The 15,812-nt window shown below is 69.1% G+C and carries 18 protein-coding genes; 7 read left to right on the forward strand and 11 right to left on the reverse strand.

Annotation, left to right across the window (positions count from 1 at the left end; all coding sequences use genetic code 11):
* Positions 1-8 precede the first annotated feature (8 nt).
* Positions 9-992, forward strand: a complete 984-nt coding sequence (locus tag ABD798_RS19715) for a helix-turn-helix domain-containing protein (protein ID WP_344876885.1) — start codon at positions 9-11, stop codon at positions 990-992.
* On the opposite strand, the gene ABD798_RS19720 is transcribed toward ABD798_RS19715, so the two are convergent.
* Positions 979-2,103 (reverse strand): hypothetical protein, encoded by a 1,125-nt coding sequence (locus ABD798_RS19720; RefSeq protein ID WP_344876887.1) that lies wholly within the window; start codon positions 2,101-2,103, stop codon positions 979-981. The genes ABD798_RS19715 and ABD798_RS19720 overlap by 14 nt on opposite strands.
* 213 nt (positions 2,104-2,316) lie before the next feature.
* Here ABD798_RS19720 and ABD798_RS19725 point away from each other — a divergent pair, with 213 nt between their 5' ends.
* From ABD798_RS19725 to ABD798_RS19740, 4 genes are all read left to right on the forward strand, one after another.
* Positions 2,317-2,577 (forward strand): hypothetical protein, encoded by a 261-nt coding sequence (locus tag ABD798_RS19725; RefSeq protein WP_344876889.1) that lies wholly within the window; start codon positions 2,317-2,319, stop codon positions 2,575-2,577.
* Positions 2,568-3,374 carry a DddA-like double-stranded DNA deaminase toxin gene (locus ABD798_RS19730; RefSeq protein WP_344876891.1) on the forward strand — a complete coding sequence of 269 codons (807 nt, stop codon included), beginning with the start codon at positions 2,568-2,570 and terminating at the stop codon, positions 3,372-3,374. Before ABD798_RS19725 ends, ABD798_RS19730 begins: the two co-directional genes overlap by 10 nt.
* The gene (locus ABD798_RS19735) at positions 3,371-3,835 is read left to right on the forward strand and encodes an Imm1 family immunity protein (RefSeq protein WP_344876892.1); all 465 of its coding nucleotides are present in this window, start codon (positions 3,371-3,373) and stop codon (positions 3,833-3,835) included. Before ABD798_RS19730 ends, ABD798_RS19735 begins: the two co-directional genes overlap by 4 nt.
* Positions 3,836-3,960: 125 nt before the next feature.
* Positions 3,961-4,251, forward strand: a complete 291-nt coding sequence (locus ABD798_RS19740; RefSeq protein WP_344876893.1) for a hypothetical protein — start codon at positions 3,961-3,963, stop codon at positions 4,249-4,251.
* 141 nt (positions 4,252-4,392) lie between these two features.
* On the opposite strand, the gene ABD798_RS19745 is transcribed toward ABD798_RS19740, so the two are convergent.
* Positions 4,393-5,208, reverse strand: coding sequence for a DUF72 domain-containing protein (locus ABD798_RS19745; RefSeq protein ID WP_344877405.1), 816 nt, complete (start codon positions 5,206-5,208; stop codon positions 4,393-4,395).
* 104 nt (positions 5,209-5,312) lie between these two features.
* Positions 5,313-6,440 carry an epoxide hydrolase family protein gene (locus ABD798_RS19750; RefSeq protein WP_344876894.1) on the reverse strand — a complete coding sequence of 376 codons (1,128 nt, stop codon included), beginning with the start codon at positions 6,438-6,440 and terminating at the stop codon, positions 5,313-5,315.
* A 54-nt stretch (positions 6,441-6,494) separates the two neighbouring features.
* On the opposite strand from ABD798_RS19750, the gene ABD798_RS19755 reads away from it, so the two are divergent.
* Both ABD798_RS19755 and ABD798_RS19760 read left to right on the forward strand, forming a co-directional pair.
* Positions 6,495-7,505 (forward strand): helix-turn-helix transcriptional regulator, encoded by a 1,011-nt coding sequence (locus tag ABD798_RS19755; protein ID WP_344876896.1) that lies wholly within the window; start codon positions 6,495-6,497, stop codon positions 7,503-7,505.
* A 4-nt stretch (positions 7,506-7,509) separates the two neighbouring features.
* The gene (locus tag ABD798_RS19760; RefSeq protein ID WP_344876898.1) at positions 7,510-8,103 is read left to right on the forward strand and encodes a hypothetical protein; all 594 of its coding nucleotides are present in this window, start codon (positions 7,510-7,512) and stop codon (positions 8,101-8,103) included.
* Positions 8,104-8,260: 157 nt separating this feature from the next.
* Here the strand turns inward: ABD798_RS19760 and ABD798_RS19765 are convergent, their stop codons facing one another.
* The 8 genes from ABD798_RS19765 to ABD798_RS19800 all read right to left on the reverse strand — a co-directional run bounded on the left by ABD798_RS19765 (position 8,261) and on the right by ABD798_RS19800 (position 15,684).
* Positions 8,261-9,043, reverse strand: coding sequence for a serine hydrolase (locus tag ABD798_RS19765; RefSeq protein WP_425549246.1), 783 nt, complete (start codon positions 9,041-9,043; stop codon positions 8,261-8,263).
* A gap of 179 nt (positions 9,044-9,222) precedes the next feature.
* Entirely contained in the window at positions 9,223-10,716 is a 1,494-nt protein-coding gene (gene proS, locus ABD798_RS19770; RefSeq protein WP_344876902.1) for a proline--tRNA ligase, read from the reverse strand.
* A gap of 93 nt (positions 10,717-10,809) precedes the next feature.
* Complete coding sequence (locus ABD798_RS19775; protein WP_344876904.1) at positions 10,810-11,889, reverse strand: hypothetical protein; 1,080 nt, start codon at positions 11,887-11,889, stop codon at positions 10,810-10,812.
* A 443-nt stretch (positions 11,890-12,332) separates the two neighbouring features.
* Positions 12,333-12,950: a VOC family protein gene (locus ABD798_RS19780; RefSeq protein WP_344876906.1), complete on the reverse strand. Its 618-nt coding sequence runs from the start codon at positions 12,948-12,950 to the stop codon at positions 12,333-12,335.
* 59 nt (positions 12,951-13,009) lie between these two features.
* A complete protein-coding gene (locus ABD798_RS19785) occupies positions 13,010-13,915 on the reverse strand; it encodes a homocysteine S-methyltransferase family protein (protein WP_344876908.1) in 906 nt (301 codons plus the stop codon).
* 75 nt (positions 13,916-13,990) lie between these two features.
* Entirely contained in the window at positions 13,991-14,263 is a 273-nt protein-coding gene (locus ABD798_RS19790; RefSeq protein WP_344876910.1) for a hypothetical protein, read from the reverse strand.
* 20 nt (positions 14,264-14,283) lie between these two features.
* Entirely contained in the window at positions 14,284-14,931 is a 648-nt protein-coding gene (locus ABD798_RS19795) for a histidine phosphatase family protein (RefSeq protein WP_344876912.1), read from the reverse strand.
* Between the two features lie 123 nt (positions 14,932-15,054).
* Positions 15,055-15,684 carry a TetR/AcrR family transcriptional regulator gene (locus ABD798_RS19800; protein WP_344876914.1) on the reverse strand — a complete coding sequence of 210 codons (630 nt, stop codon included), beginning with the start codon at positions 15,682-15,684 and terminating at the stop codon, positions 15,055-15,057.
* Positions 15,685-15,812: the final 128 nt, after the last annotated feature.

A 15,812-nucleotide genomic window follows, 5' to 3' on the forward strand; every position in this document is an offset into this window, starting at 1 on the left:
TGGTCTCCATGAACAACACCGAGCTGTACTCCATCGGAGACGCGGCACGGCGGACCGGCCTGAGCGTCAGCGCGATCAGGTTCTACGCCGACGCCGGGGTCATCGCGCCCACCGAGCAGACCGGCGCAGGGCACCGGCTCTACGACGTCGACGCCATCGCGCGGCTCGAACTCGTCCGCACCATGCGCGATCTGGGCGCCGGGCTCACCGACATCCGCGCGCTTCTGGCCGAGGAGCTGAGCCTGCACGAACTCGCCTCGGCCCATCTCGACCTCGTCGAGCGCCAGCTGCGCGACCTGCGCGCCAGAAGGGCCGTCCTGCACACCATCGTCAACCAACCCACCACGACTGATCGGGTGAAACTCATGCACAGCCTCGTTTCTCTGTCCGACGACGAGCGCAACCAGCTTCTCGACCTGTTCTGGAACGAGGTCACCGACGGCCTCGCCGTCCACCCCGCCTTCGTCGAGCAGCTGCACGGGATGCGCCCGCACCTGCCGGAGGAGCCCAGCACCGAGCAGCTCCAGGCGTGGATCGAACTGGCAGACCTGGTGCAGGACAAGGCTTTTCGTGATGCTGTCCGCGAGTTCTTCCACTCCAGTTTCGCTTCGCCCCGTGCCGTCGAGCTGACCTCGCCGTCGCGGTTGGCGCGCATCGAGGAGCACCGGCTGATCGAGGTGGAGGCCGCGGCGGCGGAGCGCTCCGGGCTGTCGCCGGATTCCGCGCAGGCGAAGGAGATCGCTGAGCGCCTGCTCGCCTCGATCGCCGGGCTCGCCGACGTCGAGGACGTCGTCGGGCTACGGGAATCGATGATCAATCCCGATCCCGAGAGCGCCGCCGATCGCTACGTCGAGCACGCCGTGTCCGGCTTCACCGGCTTGCTGGGGAGCTACCTGTCGCTGATGGCCACCATCAACGCCGACCCGCAATCCGAGCTGAACGACACCGGCGTGAGCGAGGCCTGGATCGCCGCCGCGCTCAGCCTGCGTTAGGCGTTTCGCGCAGCGGTTCCAGCGCCGCCCACTTTCGCCAGTGCTCGCGGCCCTCGCGTGCGGCGAAGACCGCTCCGCCGATGGCCAGCGCCCAGCCGCTGAAACCCTCTGGCAGCGCGGGATCTCCGCTCTGGCCCATGAAGTAGCCGAGCAGGTAGGTGCCGATGAAGTACACGAAACCGAGCCACGGCTGCGAACCGCGATCCATGATGTTGAGGCACGTCGCGGAAGCCAGGATCACGCCAGCGGTAGCGAGGATGCTGCCAGCCAGCTGGTTCTGGTCCCCGATGGCGAAACCGAGGCCGGTCATGCCGATCGCCGCCAGCGAGGACGGCTGGCGCAACGCGTCCAACGCGGAGGAGCGCGCGGGCCAGCCGAGCAGGAACATGGCCACCAGCAAGGCGAAACTGATGATCCCGGGGCCGCCGATGATGCTGATGAGGCCCTTGGGCAGCTCGTCGTCGGCCGGCTTCTCCCCGTTGAGCAGGCGGGGCACGATCCCGCTGGCGAACGCGAGACCGTCGATGATCACGCCCTCGATCCAGAACCTGGTGCGGACCTTGAACGCCTCCGCCTTGGGCAGCTTGCCGGGCGGCGTGACCACGCGCGCGATGCCCAGCTCCTCCAAGACGGGGAACTCGTTGCTGCGCCGGTACTTCAGCGCCGCGTACCCCGCGCAGCCGATAGCCACCAGCGCGGCGCCGATGAACAGCAACGGCAACGGGTACTTGGTCAGGTTGTCGCGGTAGGAGCCCGGCTCGACCGGCGCGTCCGCCGACTGGAACACCAGGTACGAGCCGAAGGCGAAGCCGCCCGCGCTCACCAGCAACAGCCAGATCACGAGCGTGTAGGCGAACGCCGGAGACCACCGGACTTCACGGGTGGCGGCGGCCCTTTCGAGGTACCTGCGGGTCGACACCGCGCGCAGGCCCATGCAGACCAGGGCGCCGACCACCGCGACCACCGCCGCCACCAGCACCGGCTGCCAGTCCACGTCCGCCGAGCCGCGCACGTCCTCGCCCACCAGCACCGTCGCCGGAGCCGCCGCGATGACCGTCGCGATCACGCCCATCACCAGCGCGGCGAGAAACCCCCGGGAAACCACGATCACGCCCAGCACCGTAGCGCCACCCGCAAGCGCCCCGGGGTCGATTTCCCGATCCCGGAAGACCGTCCACTGTGGACCGGACGGTGCGGTTCTCTAGAACACCTCGGTGTGTAAGACGGCGTACTTGCTGCAAATGCCCAAGGGAGCGGGTGGAGGTGCGGCTCGTTGTCGGTGTGCGCGGTCATCGTGATGGCGGGACCAGTGCAGGGGGGAACCGTGGAATCCGATGGGCCAGTACTGCGTGAGATGGCATCGGCCGTGCGCCAGTTGGGCGGAGAGGCGAACACCTACCGAGAAGCGGTTGAGGACGCGGGCGCGCGTCTCAGCGTTGCCTGGGCGGGGACCAGGCGTCACGAGCCCGCCACGGCCATCGCCTACGCCGCCGAGGCCGTGCGCAAGATCGGCGAGGGAATGGATCGGCTTCACCGCGCGGCCACGTGCTCGGAGGAAGCCGTGGGTGGTGCGACGTGGCCGTGAGCCCGCTCGCCGCGATCATCGCCACGCTCCGGGTGATCCCGCGAGAACTGCCGCAGGAAGGGCTGCGCGAGCTGGCCCGGCGGATTCGCGATGAGATCCGACCTCGTGTGCACGCGGTTGCCGACAACGGCACCAATGCCGAGAACCATTCGCTGCACGATGCCCTCGGCCTCTTGGGTTCCGCCGCCCAGGACTTCGCCGACGCGGCTGACCAGCTGCACCTGTGCGAGGAGCAGATCGATCTGTACCGGGCGGAGGTCTTTCCCGACGACGTCGATCCCACGATCACCAGCGCGGCAGGGACGCCCTCCACGGCGGTCGACACCGCGCGCGTGCCGCATCCGTCACGCTGGGACGGACACGCTCTCGTCCGCACGCTCGAACCTGTGTGGGCGGAGAACATCCGGCGCACGATGCCGTGCCCGACCAAGGGTTCGAGGCAGACGATGGGGACCTGGTTCACCGCCGAAGGACTGGGTGTTCCGGCGCTCAGCGGCAGTGCCAGCACGGAGGAGACCGACGCGATCGACCAGTTGCTGATCGCCTCACCGCTGTTCCCGCAGATGTCGAACGGGTTCAAGCCCGGTGTGGCCAAGCACGTTGAGACCAAGGGCGCGTACCGGATGCGCCAGGAGAACATCACCTTCGCGGTCGTGGTGCTCACGGCCCCGATGTGCAGAGGCAGGTTCAGGTGCTTCCGAGCTGTGGGTGCCATCCTCCCGATCGGGTCCACGCTCGTAGTGTGGGAACCCGACTCCGATCAGCCGAAGATCATCGAAGGGCGGGCCGATTCGTGACCAGTCGTGTCGAAGCCGTGTTGTCCGCCGTGCTGGACAACCACATGCGCTACGCGCGTTCCTCGGAGGAGATCACCGCGCTGGTGCGGCAGGCGGTGGACGTGGTGCATCCGGACTGGCCGACGTTGCTCTACCTCTGGGATCGCCCGTGCACGTCCGAGGAAGACGACGGAGAGGAGGGGTATCCCGGCCACCAGCTCAAGGTGTCCACTGATCCGGCCAACGGGTGGGGGGCGCTGCACTTCATCACGGAGAACCCGGACGCCGTGCAAGCGTGGGAAACCCTGAACCCCGAGCCCTCCGACGCGGCGCCCGAGTTGCTGTTCGACGCCGCCGCCGACAGTGTCTTCGGTCGGGAGGCCGCGCTGCCGATCGAGACCATCCGCGTCGCGGTGACGGAGTTCGTCGCGACGGGACAACGCCCGGAGTCCGTGCGGTGGCAGCCGTCCATGCGGGTCTAGACCGCTGTGCGGCGTGAGGTGTGCAGCGGTTGACGATGATCGAGAAGGGGGTTTGGTGGTCTTGAAGACCTTCGAACCTCGGAGGTGATGGTTCACGTGCGTCATCGTCGAAGGAAGGCGCGGCCGTGATCGTCGTTACCGCGATCGTTCAGCGGAAGTTCTCCTTCGCCGAGTCTCTCGGGGAGGCTGAAGTTCTCATCGACGACGCGCTGAGCGGGCGGTTCTGGGACGACCTCGTCACGATCTACACCTCGGATCGACCGTGCTCCGATGGTTGCTGTCCCGGGCATCAGATGGGTTTGGGGACCGAAGCTTCTGGAAAGCTGGCTGCGGCGCATCTTGTTCGTTTTGGTGAAGGCGCGGAGGTTCTCCAATCGCAGAACCCGACACCGCTCATCGGCGCCCCAGAAATCTGAGGGGGCATCTTCTTCCCGGCGAACGCTGTCGTTTCTCGTGAGGTCGTCAAGGAAATCGCGATGGAGTACTGCCGCACGAGCTGCTCCCGTCAGCGCTGGCCTGGCAGCCCTCGTGCTGGAGCTGAGCCCGGCCACCACGGCTCAGAACAGGGTCGCGGGCTCGATGGGTTCCGGCTCGGGCAGCGGGTCGAGGTCGGGGACAAGAGCCCGCACGTCGTCGTGGAAGCGGCGGGCGAGCGCGGGGGCGTCGCAGTTGTCGGGGGTGTGCAAGAAAACCGTGGGGGAGCGGCCTTCGTGCAGCCAGTCGGCGACGGTCGTGGCCCACGGCCGCCAGCCCTCGACGGTTTCCGCAACGGAGTCGCGGCCCATGTAGCGGACGACGGGCTGGTCGGTCAGCGCCCGCATTCGGCGTGGCAGTCGCGGTTTCTTGCCCCAGGCCTCCTGCTCGGCCTCGCTGGTCGGCGGGGTCTGGAACAGGACGGTGGTGTCGAACGGAACCCACTCGGCGTCCGCGTCCGCGAGCGCTGCCTCCAGACGCGAAGCTGAGCCCGCGTCGGTGAAGAAGTCGGGGTGGCGAACCTCCACGGCGCGCCGGAGGGTGATGGGGAGCCTGCGCAGGAAGCGGCGAAGGGCCTCGACGTCGGCGGGGCTGAACGAGCCGGGCAGCTGCGTCCAGAGGACCGCCCGGTCGCCGAGGGGTTCGATCGCGTCCAGGAACGCCCGCATCTCGACCTCGACACCGGCGAAGCGGCGCTCGTGCGTGACGACCTTGGGCAGCTTGAGCACGAAGCGGAAGTCGGGATCGGTCTGCTGCGCCCAGGTCTCGACGGTGCTCCGCGCGGGAGTCGCGTAGAAGGTGGTGTTGCCCTCGACGGCGTTGCACCAGCCGGCGTAGGCGCGCAGGCGGTCCTTGGTGGGCCGCACGAAGCGCCCGGACCACGCCTTGTGGTTCCACATCGCGCAGCCGACATGAAGACGCGCCACTCCGCCAACTCCCCTCGATCGTCAGTGAAACTACTACTCGGCCACCTGTCTTCGTGACAGGTGGCCGAGAGGGTGGGTCAGGCGCGGAAGAACGTCCGCAGGTCCTGGGCGAGGACGTCCGGGCGCTCCATCGCCGCGAAGTGCCCGCCGTCGGGAAACTCCGACCAGTGCACGATGGTGGAGTTGTCCCGCTCGGCGAAGGCCCGGATCGTCTTGAAGTCGTCGGCGAAGACCGCGACGCCGGTGCGCGAGGCGTTCACGGCCGGTTCGTGGCCCGCGCGGCCCTCTTCGAAGTGGTAGCGGCCAGCGGTCGCCTGGGTGTTGGTGAACCAGTACAGGGAAACCTGGGTCAGGATCTGGTCCGTCGTGAGCAGGCTCGACCCGTCGCCGAAGTTGTTGAACAGTTCGCTGTACGCGAGCTGCCCGACCGGCGAGTCGGCGACGGCGGCACCGATGGTCTGCGGGCGCGTCGCGTTCATCTGGTTGTAGCCGCCGACGGACTGGAACCACTCCAGGTGCTGGAGCGCGGCGTAGTCCTTCGGCTCCAGCTTCTCGAACTCGGCCGGATCGCCCGAGGGGAAGGAGAACAGCTGCAGCACGTGCAGTCCGAGGAAGCCCTCCGGCTCCATCAGCCCGAGCTCGCGGGAGATCATCGCGCCGCCGTCGCTGCCGTGCGAGCCGTAGGAGTCGTAGCCGAGGCGCCGCATCAGCTTGTCGAAGGTCTCGGCGACCTTGCGCATGGTCCAGCCGCGCCCGACGAGCGGCGTGCTGTAGCCGAAACCGGGGATCGACGGCACCACGACGGAGAACGCGTCGGCGGCGTCACCGCCGTGCGCGACCGGGTCGGTGAGCGGGCCGATCAGGTCGAGGAAGTCGACGAAGGAACCCGGGTAGGTGTGCAGCAGCAGCAACGGAGTCGCATTGTCCTCTTTGGACGGAACGTGGATGAAGTGGACGTTCTGCCCGTCGATCTCGGTGAGGTGGTGGGGGAACTCGTTCATCCGGGCTTCCTGCGCGCTCCAGTCGAACTTGGTCCGCCAGTGGTCGACCGTCTCGCTGAGGTAGCTGTTCGGGGTGCCGTACTCCCAGTCGTCGGTGGGGGCCGGGCGCGGCAGCCTCGTGCGGGCGAGGCGCTCGGTGAGGTCGTCCAGCTCGACCTGGGGGACCTCGATGCGGAAGGGGCGGATCTCGCTGCTGTTCGTCATGAGAAGGACAGTAGAACCCGTATAGGCACATTAGGTTCCTATACAATCGGCCTCGTGCTGGAAACCGCTTCTCGGCTGCTCGCCCTGCTGGCGCTGTTGCAGTCACGACCCGCATGGCCGGGCTCTGAGCTGGCAGAACGCCTGGACGTGAGCGGGCGGACGATCCGCAACGACATCGACCGGCTGCGCGAGCTGGGCTATCCGATCGAGGCCGTGCGCGGGCCCGCCGGGTACTACCGCATGGGCGCGGGGGCGAAGCTGCCGCCGTTGCTGCTCGACGACGAGGAAGCGGTTGCGGTGGCGATCGGCCTGCGTGCCGGACGCGGGGTCGCGGGGATCGAGGACAGCTCCGCGCGGGCCCTGTCGAAGCTCGAACAGGTGCTGCCGCACCGGTTGCGGCGGCAGGTGACCGCATTGCACGACGCGGTGTCAGAAGGGCCCGCGAACACTGGCACCAACGTGGAAGATCCGGTGGTGGACGCGGCCGTGCTGGCGACCATCGCGGCGGCGATCCGGGACTCGGAGATGCTCCGTTTCGATTACAGGGCACCGGATCGCGAGGACGAAACGCCTCAGCGCAACGACGCCTCTGCCCCGTTCGGGGACTGGCCGGTGCTGGTGGAGCCGTATCGCTTGGTGAGCTGGGAACGGCACTGGTACCTCGTCGCGCGAGGGCCGGAGACCGGCGACTGGCACACGTACCGGGTCGACTGGATCTCGCTGCGGATGGCGACCCACCGCCGCTTCAAGCCGACTCCGTTCCCCGGCGAGGACTACACGAGCTTCGTGCTGCGCGACGTGGCTTCCGCGGGCTGGAAGGTGCACGTGCGGGTCACCGTGCTCGCGCCCGCGCAGGACGTGCTGGAGCGGATCAACGCCGCTGTCGGTGTGGTCGAGGCGGTGGACGAATCGAGCTGCGTGCTCGTGACGGGCGGGGACAGCTTGGAGATCATCGCGGTCTACGTCGGCATGCTCGGCCTCGACTTCCACGTCACCGAGCCACCTGGGCTGGTCGAGCACGTCCGAGCCCTCGGCGAACGCTACGTCCGCGCCGTGACAAAATGATCATGTGGCGTTCGATGTGCAGACGGCCGTGGTCGTCGCCCTCCTGCTCAGCTCCGGAATCGCACTGGGAGTCCTGGTCTCGCGCTGGAGGTCCCGGCAGGACGTGGCGGTGCTGGAACGCCAGATCACCGTCCACATGGAACTGTCGGGGCGGCAGCACCAGGCCTTCCTCGACGCCGTGCGGGAGCAGGACGGGCGCCGCGATCTGCGCGAGGTCTACGACGACCTGGCCCGCTGGGCGCACGTGCTGGAGCGCACGGTGGAGGAGGTCTGGAGCGCCTGCCAGACGGCGGACGAGCAGTTGCGCAAGCGCGCGCTGGTGACGGTGGAGGACTGGGTGTGGGGCGGCGGCCAGGTGCCGGCCGAGCACGTCGCCGCCAGCCTGTGCTGGAGCGGCGACGTGCACCGGCGGGTTCGCGAGTTCCGGGCGACGTCCTTCGACTTCATGTTCGCGGCGCGCACGGTGCTCAAGCACGACCAGCGCGTCGGCCTGGACTCCAAGCCCCGCGACACCAGCGCCCGTGAGCCGTACCTGGCGACGCTGGCGGCGCTGGACGAGGTGCGCGCGTGCGCCCGGGTCGAACTCGGCGTGAGCTAGCCCCGGCCGGGTTCGCAGGTCTTCAAGACCCACAAACCCCCGCCCCAGCGGTCTTCAACAACGACAAACCCGCGCGGATTGCCGGGTTTGTGGTGGTTAACGATGATCGAGAGCGGGGTTGGGGGGTCTTGAAGACACCCCAACCCCCAACGACGCCCTAGCCGAAGTAGCCGCCGAAGAGCAGCTCGCTGACCTTGGTGGTGGTCTCCTTGCCGACGTTGAAGCCGTCCTGGATCACCATGGTATTGCTCATGATCGCGACGGTGTAGCGCTCGCGCGGGCCGACGAAGCCGACCGAGTTCATGATCCACGAGCCGTCGTCGTTGTCGTCGGACCAGCCGTTCTTGTTGCCGGGCTGGGCCTTCGCGCCCGCGCCCCACACGCCCCACTGCTGGTTGGGGTCGACCGCGCGCATCTCCTTGACGATGTAGGCGCGGTGCTTGGCGGGCAGCTTCTCCAGCACGTAGTTGACCAGGCGGTCCAGGTCGTTCGGCGTGGTGAGGATCCAGCCCCAGTGGTGCGGGTGCGCGTCGGTGAACTTCATGTCGGTCATGCCGTAGAGCGGGAAGCGCTTGGCGAACTCGGCCTCGCCGCCGTAGCGCTTCCACAGCGTGTGCGCGGCGTCGTCGTCGCTGGAGTTGAGCATCTTGTGGATCAGCTCGCGGTCCTCTGCGGTCAGCTTGACCGCGCCGGAGTCGTTGCGCAGCAACAGGTCCACGACCATCGCGAGCTTCGGGGTCGAGCACGCCCACGCGTGGGTGCCCGCGGCGGCGTTGCGCCACACGGCCCCGGTCAGCCGGTCCCGCACGACGATGCCGGTCACGCCGGGGCGGCTCTCGGCGTACTTCTGCGCCTTGGCGATGCGGGCCTTCAGCGCGGCCGGGAAGTACGCGCCGAACTCCGCCTCCACGGACCCGGAGGCCGGGGCCGGGTTGGCCATGGCGGCGGTGCCGCCCATGAGCAGCGCGACCGAGGCCGCAGCGGCGGCGCAGAGCGCGAGACGCCTGTGCATTCGTTCTCCTACTAGGGATCAGAGAAGTGCTTTCACCAGCGAAGACGCTGTCGCGAAGTCCTGGGTTGCCCTCGTTTCGAGGTTTCGACCAGGGGCGAAGTCGCTTGTCAGTACGACAGGCCCCAGATCACCGAGTGCCGCGAGGCCTGTCCGCACGGCAGGCAGGTCGAGGCGTCGGCGGTGAGGTGCGTCGGCAGGCAGCGGATGGTCACGCCGAGCGCCTTCAAGCCGGTCTCGCAGTCCTGCTCACCGCACCAGCCCGCGAGGGCGAACCCGGCGCGCTCCTGCTTGAAGAAGACCTCCGCGTCGGCGCGCGTGATGATGTCGCGGCGGATGTTCTCGTCGAGCCGCTGCTGAGCCTGAGCCAAGAGCTTGTCCTGCAACGCTTCCAGCTCCTCGCACGCTCCCGCGACGAACTCCGCGAACGGCTTCTGCACCTGCTTGGCATGGGAGAAGCGGTTGCGGTAGCTGACCACGCTCGCGGTGGCGTCGCGCGCGCCGACCTCGACGAGCAGCGGAGCGCCGCGCTTGATCCACTGCCACTTCTTGTCCGAGGGCCGCGTGGCGCGCTCGTCCACGTGCACGCGCAGCGGCCCGAAGCGGGTGGACTTCCCGCGCAGGTCGGCCGCGATTTCCCTTGCGTAGTCGAGAACTTCGGAGTCGACGTCCTCCCCGCGCAGCATCGGCACGATCACGATCTGCTGCGGCGCGACGGCCGGGGGCACGCACAGCCCGTCGTCGTCGCCGTGGGTCATCACCAGCGCCCCGACCAAGCGCGTCGAAGCGCCCCACGAGGTGGTGTAGGCGTGCTTGCGCTCGCCGTCGGTGTCGGTGAAGTCGATCCCGGCCGAGCGCGCGAAGTTCTGCCCGAGGTAGTGCGAGGTCCCGGCCTGCACCGCCTTGCCGTCCTGCATCATCGCCTCGATGGTGAAGGTCTGCTTCGCGCCGGGGAAGCGCTCGGTCGGCGACTTCTCCCCGGCCACCACGGGCATCGCCAGCCAGTCGCGGGCGAAGCTCTCGTAGACCCTGTGCATCTCCAGGGTCTCCTCCACCGCCTCGGCCTCGTCGGCGTGCGCGGTGTGGCCCTCCTGCCACAGGAACTCCGTGGTGCGCAACAACACCCGGGGCCGCATCTCCCAGCGCACCACGTTGGCCCACTGGTTGAGCTTCAACGGCAGGTCGCGGTAGGACTGCACCCACTCCGCCATGGACTCGCCGATGATCGTCTCCGAGGTCGGCCGCACCACCAGGGGCTCCTCCAAGGGCGCGGCGGGCACCAGCTTCCCGTCGCGCTTCTCCAGGCGGTGGTGGGTGACCACGGCCATCTCCTTGGCGAAGCCCTCGACGTGCTCGGCCTCCTTCTGGATGTAGGAGAGCGGGATGAACAGCGGGAAGTACACGTTGTCGTGCCCGCGCTCCTTGATCATCCGATCGAGCTCGCGCTGCATCAGCTCCCACACCCCGTAGCCCCAGGGCCTGATCACCATGCAGCCGCGCACGTGCGACATCGACGCCAGGTCGGCGGCGCGCACGACCTCCTGGTACCACGACGGGAAGTTCTCGGCCCGTCGCGGTGAGATCGCGTTTCTGGTGGTGGACACTGCGCCTCCCGGTGGGGTCGAGTACGTGCGGTGCGGCGATTCTGGCAGCGCCGCCAGAACACCGCACCCACATTAGGCGCCGTCCACAGTGGACTACTTCTGCGGCTCGGCCTCCGCGACCGCGATCATCGCCTTGGCCGCGCGCTCGGCCGCCTCGACGGTGTGCCTGCCGAGCCCGCACGCGCACGCGACGCCGAAGGAGGTGCGCCGGGAGGCGGCCTCGAACAACCGGAGCGCCGCGACCGAAGCCGGTGCGTCGGATTCCGCGACCACGCCCGCGATGAGCTTGGTCCACGACGGCGACAGCTTCTTGAGCGGCGCGTAGAATGCCTCGTCCTGCGAGGGCGCGTGCGCGCCGAAGGCGACCGGGATGTGCACGGGCGGCAGCGCGACCTGCTTGCGGGTCAGTTCGCGGCCGAGCTTGTTGAGGTAGGACACCGACCAGGAGAGGTCCTTGGGGACGAACACCTCGGTGTTGTTGTAGTTGCCGTAGCACAGGTGCAGGATCGTCTTGGCCTGCTTGGGAAAGCGCGCCAGCATCTTCGCGATGTACTTGCTGTGCATGGACGACGCGAGCGCGGGGCCGCCGGGGGAGATCCGCGCCTTCCACATGCCGACGAGCGCCGAGGGGAACTCGATGTGCCACAGCACGTCGTCGCCGCGCGCCTCGGTGACCCTGGTGACGTAGTCGACGATCGCGTCGGTGTACACGGGCATGTGCTTCAGCGCCATGCGCACTTCGGAGATCGCCGGGATCGCCTTCTGGAAGCTGGGGCCGACGAAGCTGAACAGCGACAGGTCGACCGGGCTCGGCACCGGGAGCAGCAGTCGCTGATCGCCCAGCCCGAGCGCCTTGAACGCGTCGATCTTGGCCACCGTCTCTTCGACGTCGCCGTGCGAGACGTGCTCCGGCTTGAGCACGGCGCCCTTGCGCACGCGGTAGCCGCGCATGTCGTCGTAGTCGGCGTACTCGCCGGGCGCGGTCACCTCGATGACCTCGCTGTGCTCGGCGAGACCCAGCAGGTAGTCGATCACCCAGCGCGGGTCCTGGCGCGCGGGCACGGCGGTCACCGGCCGCTGCTCGGCGTGGTCGAGGAACCAGCGCGAGATCTCAGCGTCGGTGGTCGTCAGCTCGGGCGGCAGGCTTCCGCAGAAGTGCAGTTGTCGGGACATGATCTGGTGCCTCCCTCGTGTGGGTGGCCGAGTGTCCTGGAGGGACGGTGGCAGCCTCATCCCGACACGCCGATCGCGCAAGCGGGCTTCAGCAACCGCTGAATGCGGACGTACGGCGCGCTTGAACACCTGGTGAACGCCGTCCCGCGAGTCCCCGGGGTTCGCCAGTCTTCAAGACCACCGAACCCCCACCTTCGCGGTCTTCAACTGCGACACACTCCCGTGCGGCGCACGCGGGACCGGGCTCAGAGCGCGGCGGCGATCGCGGCGATCCGGCGACGCGACGGACGTCCGTGCCGCAGCACCCGCCGAGCACGGTCAGGTTCGGCAGTACCTCGCGCAGCCGGGCGCAGTCGCGCGCCAGCTCGTCGGGATCGCCCGCGTCCAGTTCCGCGTGACTGCGGCGGGAAGCGTTGGCGTGCTGCTCGTGCACTGAACCCGCGTCACCGCACCTGGAACGTCAATCCTTCCGGGCTGCTCACCCGCCCAACGCCAGCACCGGCGACCACGAGTTCCCACACAGCCGGGCCGGGCGCTGCGACGAAATCCGCGTGGCGCTGCGGGGTACCGGTCGTCGCGCTGTAGAAGTCGCGGGCCTCGTCGGGCTGATCGCAGGCCAGGACCATGCGGTGCGGAGCGCCCGCCAGACCGGGCGGGAACGTCCACCCGGCGAAGCTCTGCCGCTGCCACAGCGAGAAAGCGGCACCGAACGGGTCGAGCAGCGTCGCCAGGCGGCCCTGATCACCGGCTTCGAAGGGCGGCAGGAGGAGCTGAGCGCCGTTCGCCACCGCCGCTCCGGCGCGGCGGTCAACGTCGTCGACGGCCAGGTAGTAGGCGATGTGGGCGGGCGTTCCCTGCGGGTAGACCGGATTCGCCAGGTCGCTCACACCGCCGATCCGATGGCCGCCGACGGTGATCTTGGTGGCCTTGCGCCAGTCCTGCTCGTCCACGGCGAAACGCCAGCCCAGGGACTGCGAGAAGAACTCGGCGGTCCCGGCCGGGTCGCGGGTCTTGAGGTCCATCCAGCAGAACTCGTTCACCGAACCCAGCCGTGGCGTCATCCCGTGCTCCTTCGTCGTCCCAGCACTGGATATCCGGCGCCGGAGGACGTCGCAAGCGATTAGAGCGCGGCGGCGATCGCGGCGACGTGACGGACGTCCGTCCCGCAGCACCCGCCGAGCACGGCCAGGTTCGGCAGCACCTCGCGCAGTCGGGCGCACTCGCGCGCCAGCTCGTCGGGATCACCGGCGTCCAGCTCGGTGGCCTCGTCCAGCTCCGCGTGGCTGCGGCGGGAGGCGTTGGCGCGCACGCCGCGCACGCGCTCGGTCCACGCTCCGCTCAGCCGCTCGGCGAAGTGGTCGGGATGCGCGCAGTTGATCATGAAGTGGGCGGGCGGGGTGTCCGCGTCGACGGCCGCGACCGCGTCGGCGAGGGTCGTGCCGTCCGGCAGGTTCCCGTCGGTCTCCACGGTGAAGGACACCACCGACGGCAGTCCGGCCCGTGCCGCCGCCCGCGCGATGCCGAGCCCCTCCGCGACCGTGGTCATCGTCATCGCGGTGACCAGGTCGGCCCCGGCCTCGGCGAACACCTCGACCTGGGCCTGGTGGTAGCTCTGCGCCTGCTCGGCCGTCATCGCCTCGTCCGGGCGGTAGCCGTCACCTCGCGGGCCGACGCAACCGCTGAGCGGCATGTCCGTGCCCTCGTAGGCCTCGGCGAGGTCGGCGAGCAGTTCGACGGCGTTGCGGTTGGCGGTGGCCAGTGCCGCCGCGTCGTAGCCGAGGCGCGCGCCCCAGTCAGGATTCGCGCGCCAGGTCGGGGCCTCCAGCACGAAGCCGGTTCCCGCGCGCCGGGCCACCGCGACGTGCCGCAGGAAGTACGCGCGCAACCGCTGCCTGCCCTCCGGCTCGGCCAGCAACGGGAACGCCGCGAACTCCGGCAGGTCGACGCCCTCGTTGAAGATGAGGTCGGTCTCCAGGCCGGAGTCGGTGAGGAAGAGCTTGCCCTGGGGTAACGGGGACCGGGTCATGCCGAACACCACCTCCGTCGAAGTCAACGGACAGGTATCGGCTCCCGCGAAGATCGACCGAATGCCTCGATCGAATCACTCGCCACGCATCGACCTGCGAATCGCTTCGAGGCGGTCGCGCCCGGCCTGCTCGCGCTCGGCGAACTGCTGCTCCACGTCGGCGGAGTCGCCGGTCACCGCGTCCAGCTCGGCGGCCCCCGCCGCGGTGGCGGTCCTGCCCTCGATGCGGTCGCGCACGTAGTCGAAGGTCGGCACCCCGCCCTCGTCGTAGTCGAACTGCGGCGTCACCGGGGGCGGGGGCGCGATGTCGACGAGTTCGGCCTCGACGATCTCTTTCGGCTCGCTCATACCCGCCATTGTGCCTGGATTCAGTGCGGCGGAGTGCTCCACGCGACCCGGTTCGGCACCAGGTCGAAGCGCTCGCCCTCGGTGGAGCGCAGCTCGATCCCCGTGCAGTTGGCGATCCTGGTGGAGAGGTGGAAGTCCCGGAAGCCGCGCATCGCGCGCCGGTCGGGCTCGCCGGGCTGCGTCAGCAACATCCACATGACGCACTTGACGAACACCTCGTGGGTGAACACCAGCACCGGCCCCGGGCGATGTTCTCCCAAGCGCCGCAAGCAGTTCCGCGCGCGAGTGACCAGGTCGGCGAAGGACTCGGCCCCGGCGTCGCGCAGCTCGGGATCGGCCCGGTTCCAGTACGCCTGCACGTGCGGTCTGCGTTCCTGGACGGTCGTGGAGCGCCCTTCGAGGCTGCCGAGGTAGGTGAACTCCTCGACCGGCCACATCTCGCGGCGCGCGTCCGGGAAGCGGTCCGCGGCGGGCTGGGCGGTCTGCTGGGCGCGGCGGTAGGGCGAGGTCACGATGAGGCTCGGCGGTTCGGGGACCGCCCGCGCGAGCCGGACCGCCTGCCGGAAGCCGATCGGGGTCAACGGCGTCTCCCCCGGGGTGGAGCTGGGTCCGCCCACGTTGGACTCGCTCTCCCCGTGCCGGATCAACCACACCCTCAGCTCGGCCACACCACCGACGCTGGCACACCGGCGCGCGTCCTCCAAGACAAGATCGTTGAAGATCACCGGGAATGCTGCATGTCGCGCAGTGCCTGAGTGCTTTCGGCGCACGACGTCCGCCGGGGGCTGTGCTTATGCGAACCCGAGCGTCCTGCCCAGCCCGGCTTCCAGCAGGTCGAAGGCGTGCGTGGCGGCTTCGACGGCGGCCGGATAGGCGTCGTCGGCGCTCGTGCCGCCCGCGACGGCTTCGTAGTTGTCCTCGCAGAGCCGCCACTGCACGACCATGATCTGCGCTGCCGCGAATCGGGCTGTCAGCGTCGGAACGCGCTGCGCGAGCGCTTCGGCGACCGCCTGCTCTCCGACTTCGCGGAACTGGAACATCCGCGCCGCCAACGACGGCGTGCCGAGCAGAAGCCGGTACAGCGCAAGGGGTTCCGGCGCGTCGCAGAGCCCGGTGATGGGATCGCGGCGCTCGAGGCCGTCCAGGAAGTGCGCGCGCAGGGCGGCCAGCGGCGCGTCCGGGTTGTCCTGCGCGACCCGCGCGCTCTCGGTCTCGTGGTCGGCGATCCGGTGCAGGACGAGGTCTTCCTTGGTGGGGAAGTAGGCGAACAGCGTGCGTCGCGAGACCTCGGCCTTCTCGGCGATCCGGGAGATCGACACCTGGTCGAAGCCGTGCTCGAAGAACAGCTCGATCGCCGTGTTCGAGATCGCCTCGCGCGTGCGCCGCTTCTTCAGCTCGCGCAGTCCCGTCGGCTGGTCCACCGCCCCAGGCTAATCCGTCCACCCCCGCGCGCCTCCCCTCGGCACGCCCTGCGGTGTGTGGCAGCGAACGACCGCCGACACGGGGGTTCGGAGGTCTTCAAGACCCGCAAACCCCGGTCTCCGCCGTC

Source organism: Allokutzneria multivorans (assembly GCF_039537405.1).
GTDB lineage: Bacteria > Actinomycetota > Actinomycetes > Mycobacteriales > Pseudonocardiaceae > Allokutzneria > Allokutzneria multivorans.

Coding starts and splice junctions, on each gene's coding strand:
- ABD798_RS19765 (WP_425549246.1), bottom strand. CDS start 9,043: ATGGCCAACCCGGCCCCGGCCTCCGGGTCCGTGGAGGCGGAGTTCGGC.
- ABD798_RS19750 (WP_344876894.1), bottom strand. CDS start 6,440: ATGACGAACAGCAGCGAGATCCGCCCCTTCCGCATCGAGGTCCCCCAG.
- ABD798_RS19775 (WP_344876904.1), bottom strand. CDS start 11,889: ATGTCCCGACAACTGCACTTCTGCGGAAGCCTGCCGCCCGAGCTGACG.
- ABD798_RS19715 (WP_344876885.1), top strand. CDS start 9: ATGAACAACACCGAGCTGTACTCCATCGGAGACGCGGCACGGCGGACC.
- ABD798_RS19785 (WP_344876908.1), bottom strand. CDS start 13,915: ATGACCCGGTCCCCGTTACCCCAGGGCAAGCTCTTCCTCACCGACTCC.
- ABD798_RS19745 (WP_344877405.1), bottom strand. CDS start 5,208: ATGTGGAACCACAAGGCGTGGTCCGGGCGCTTCGTGCGGCCCACCAAG.
- ABD798_RS19790 (WP_344876910.1), bottom strand. CDS start 14,263: ATGAGCGAGCCGAAAGAGATCGTCGAGGCCGAACTCGTCGACATCGCG.
- ABD798_RS19780 (WP_344876906.1), bottom strand. CDS start 12,950: ATGACGCCACGGCTGGGTTCGGTGAACGAGTTCTGCTGGATGGACCTC.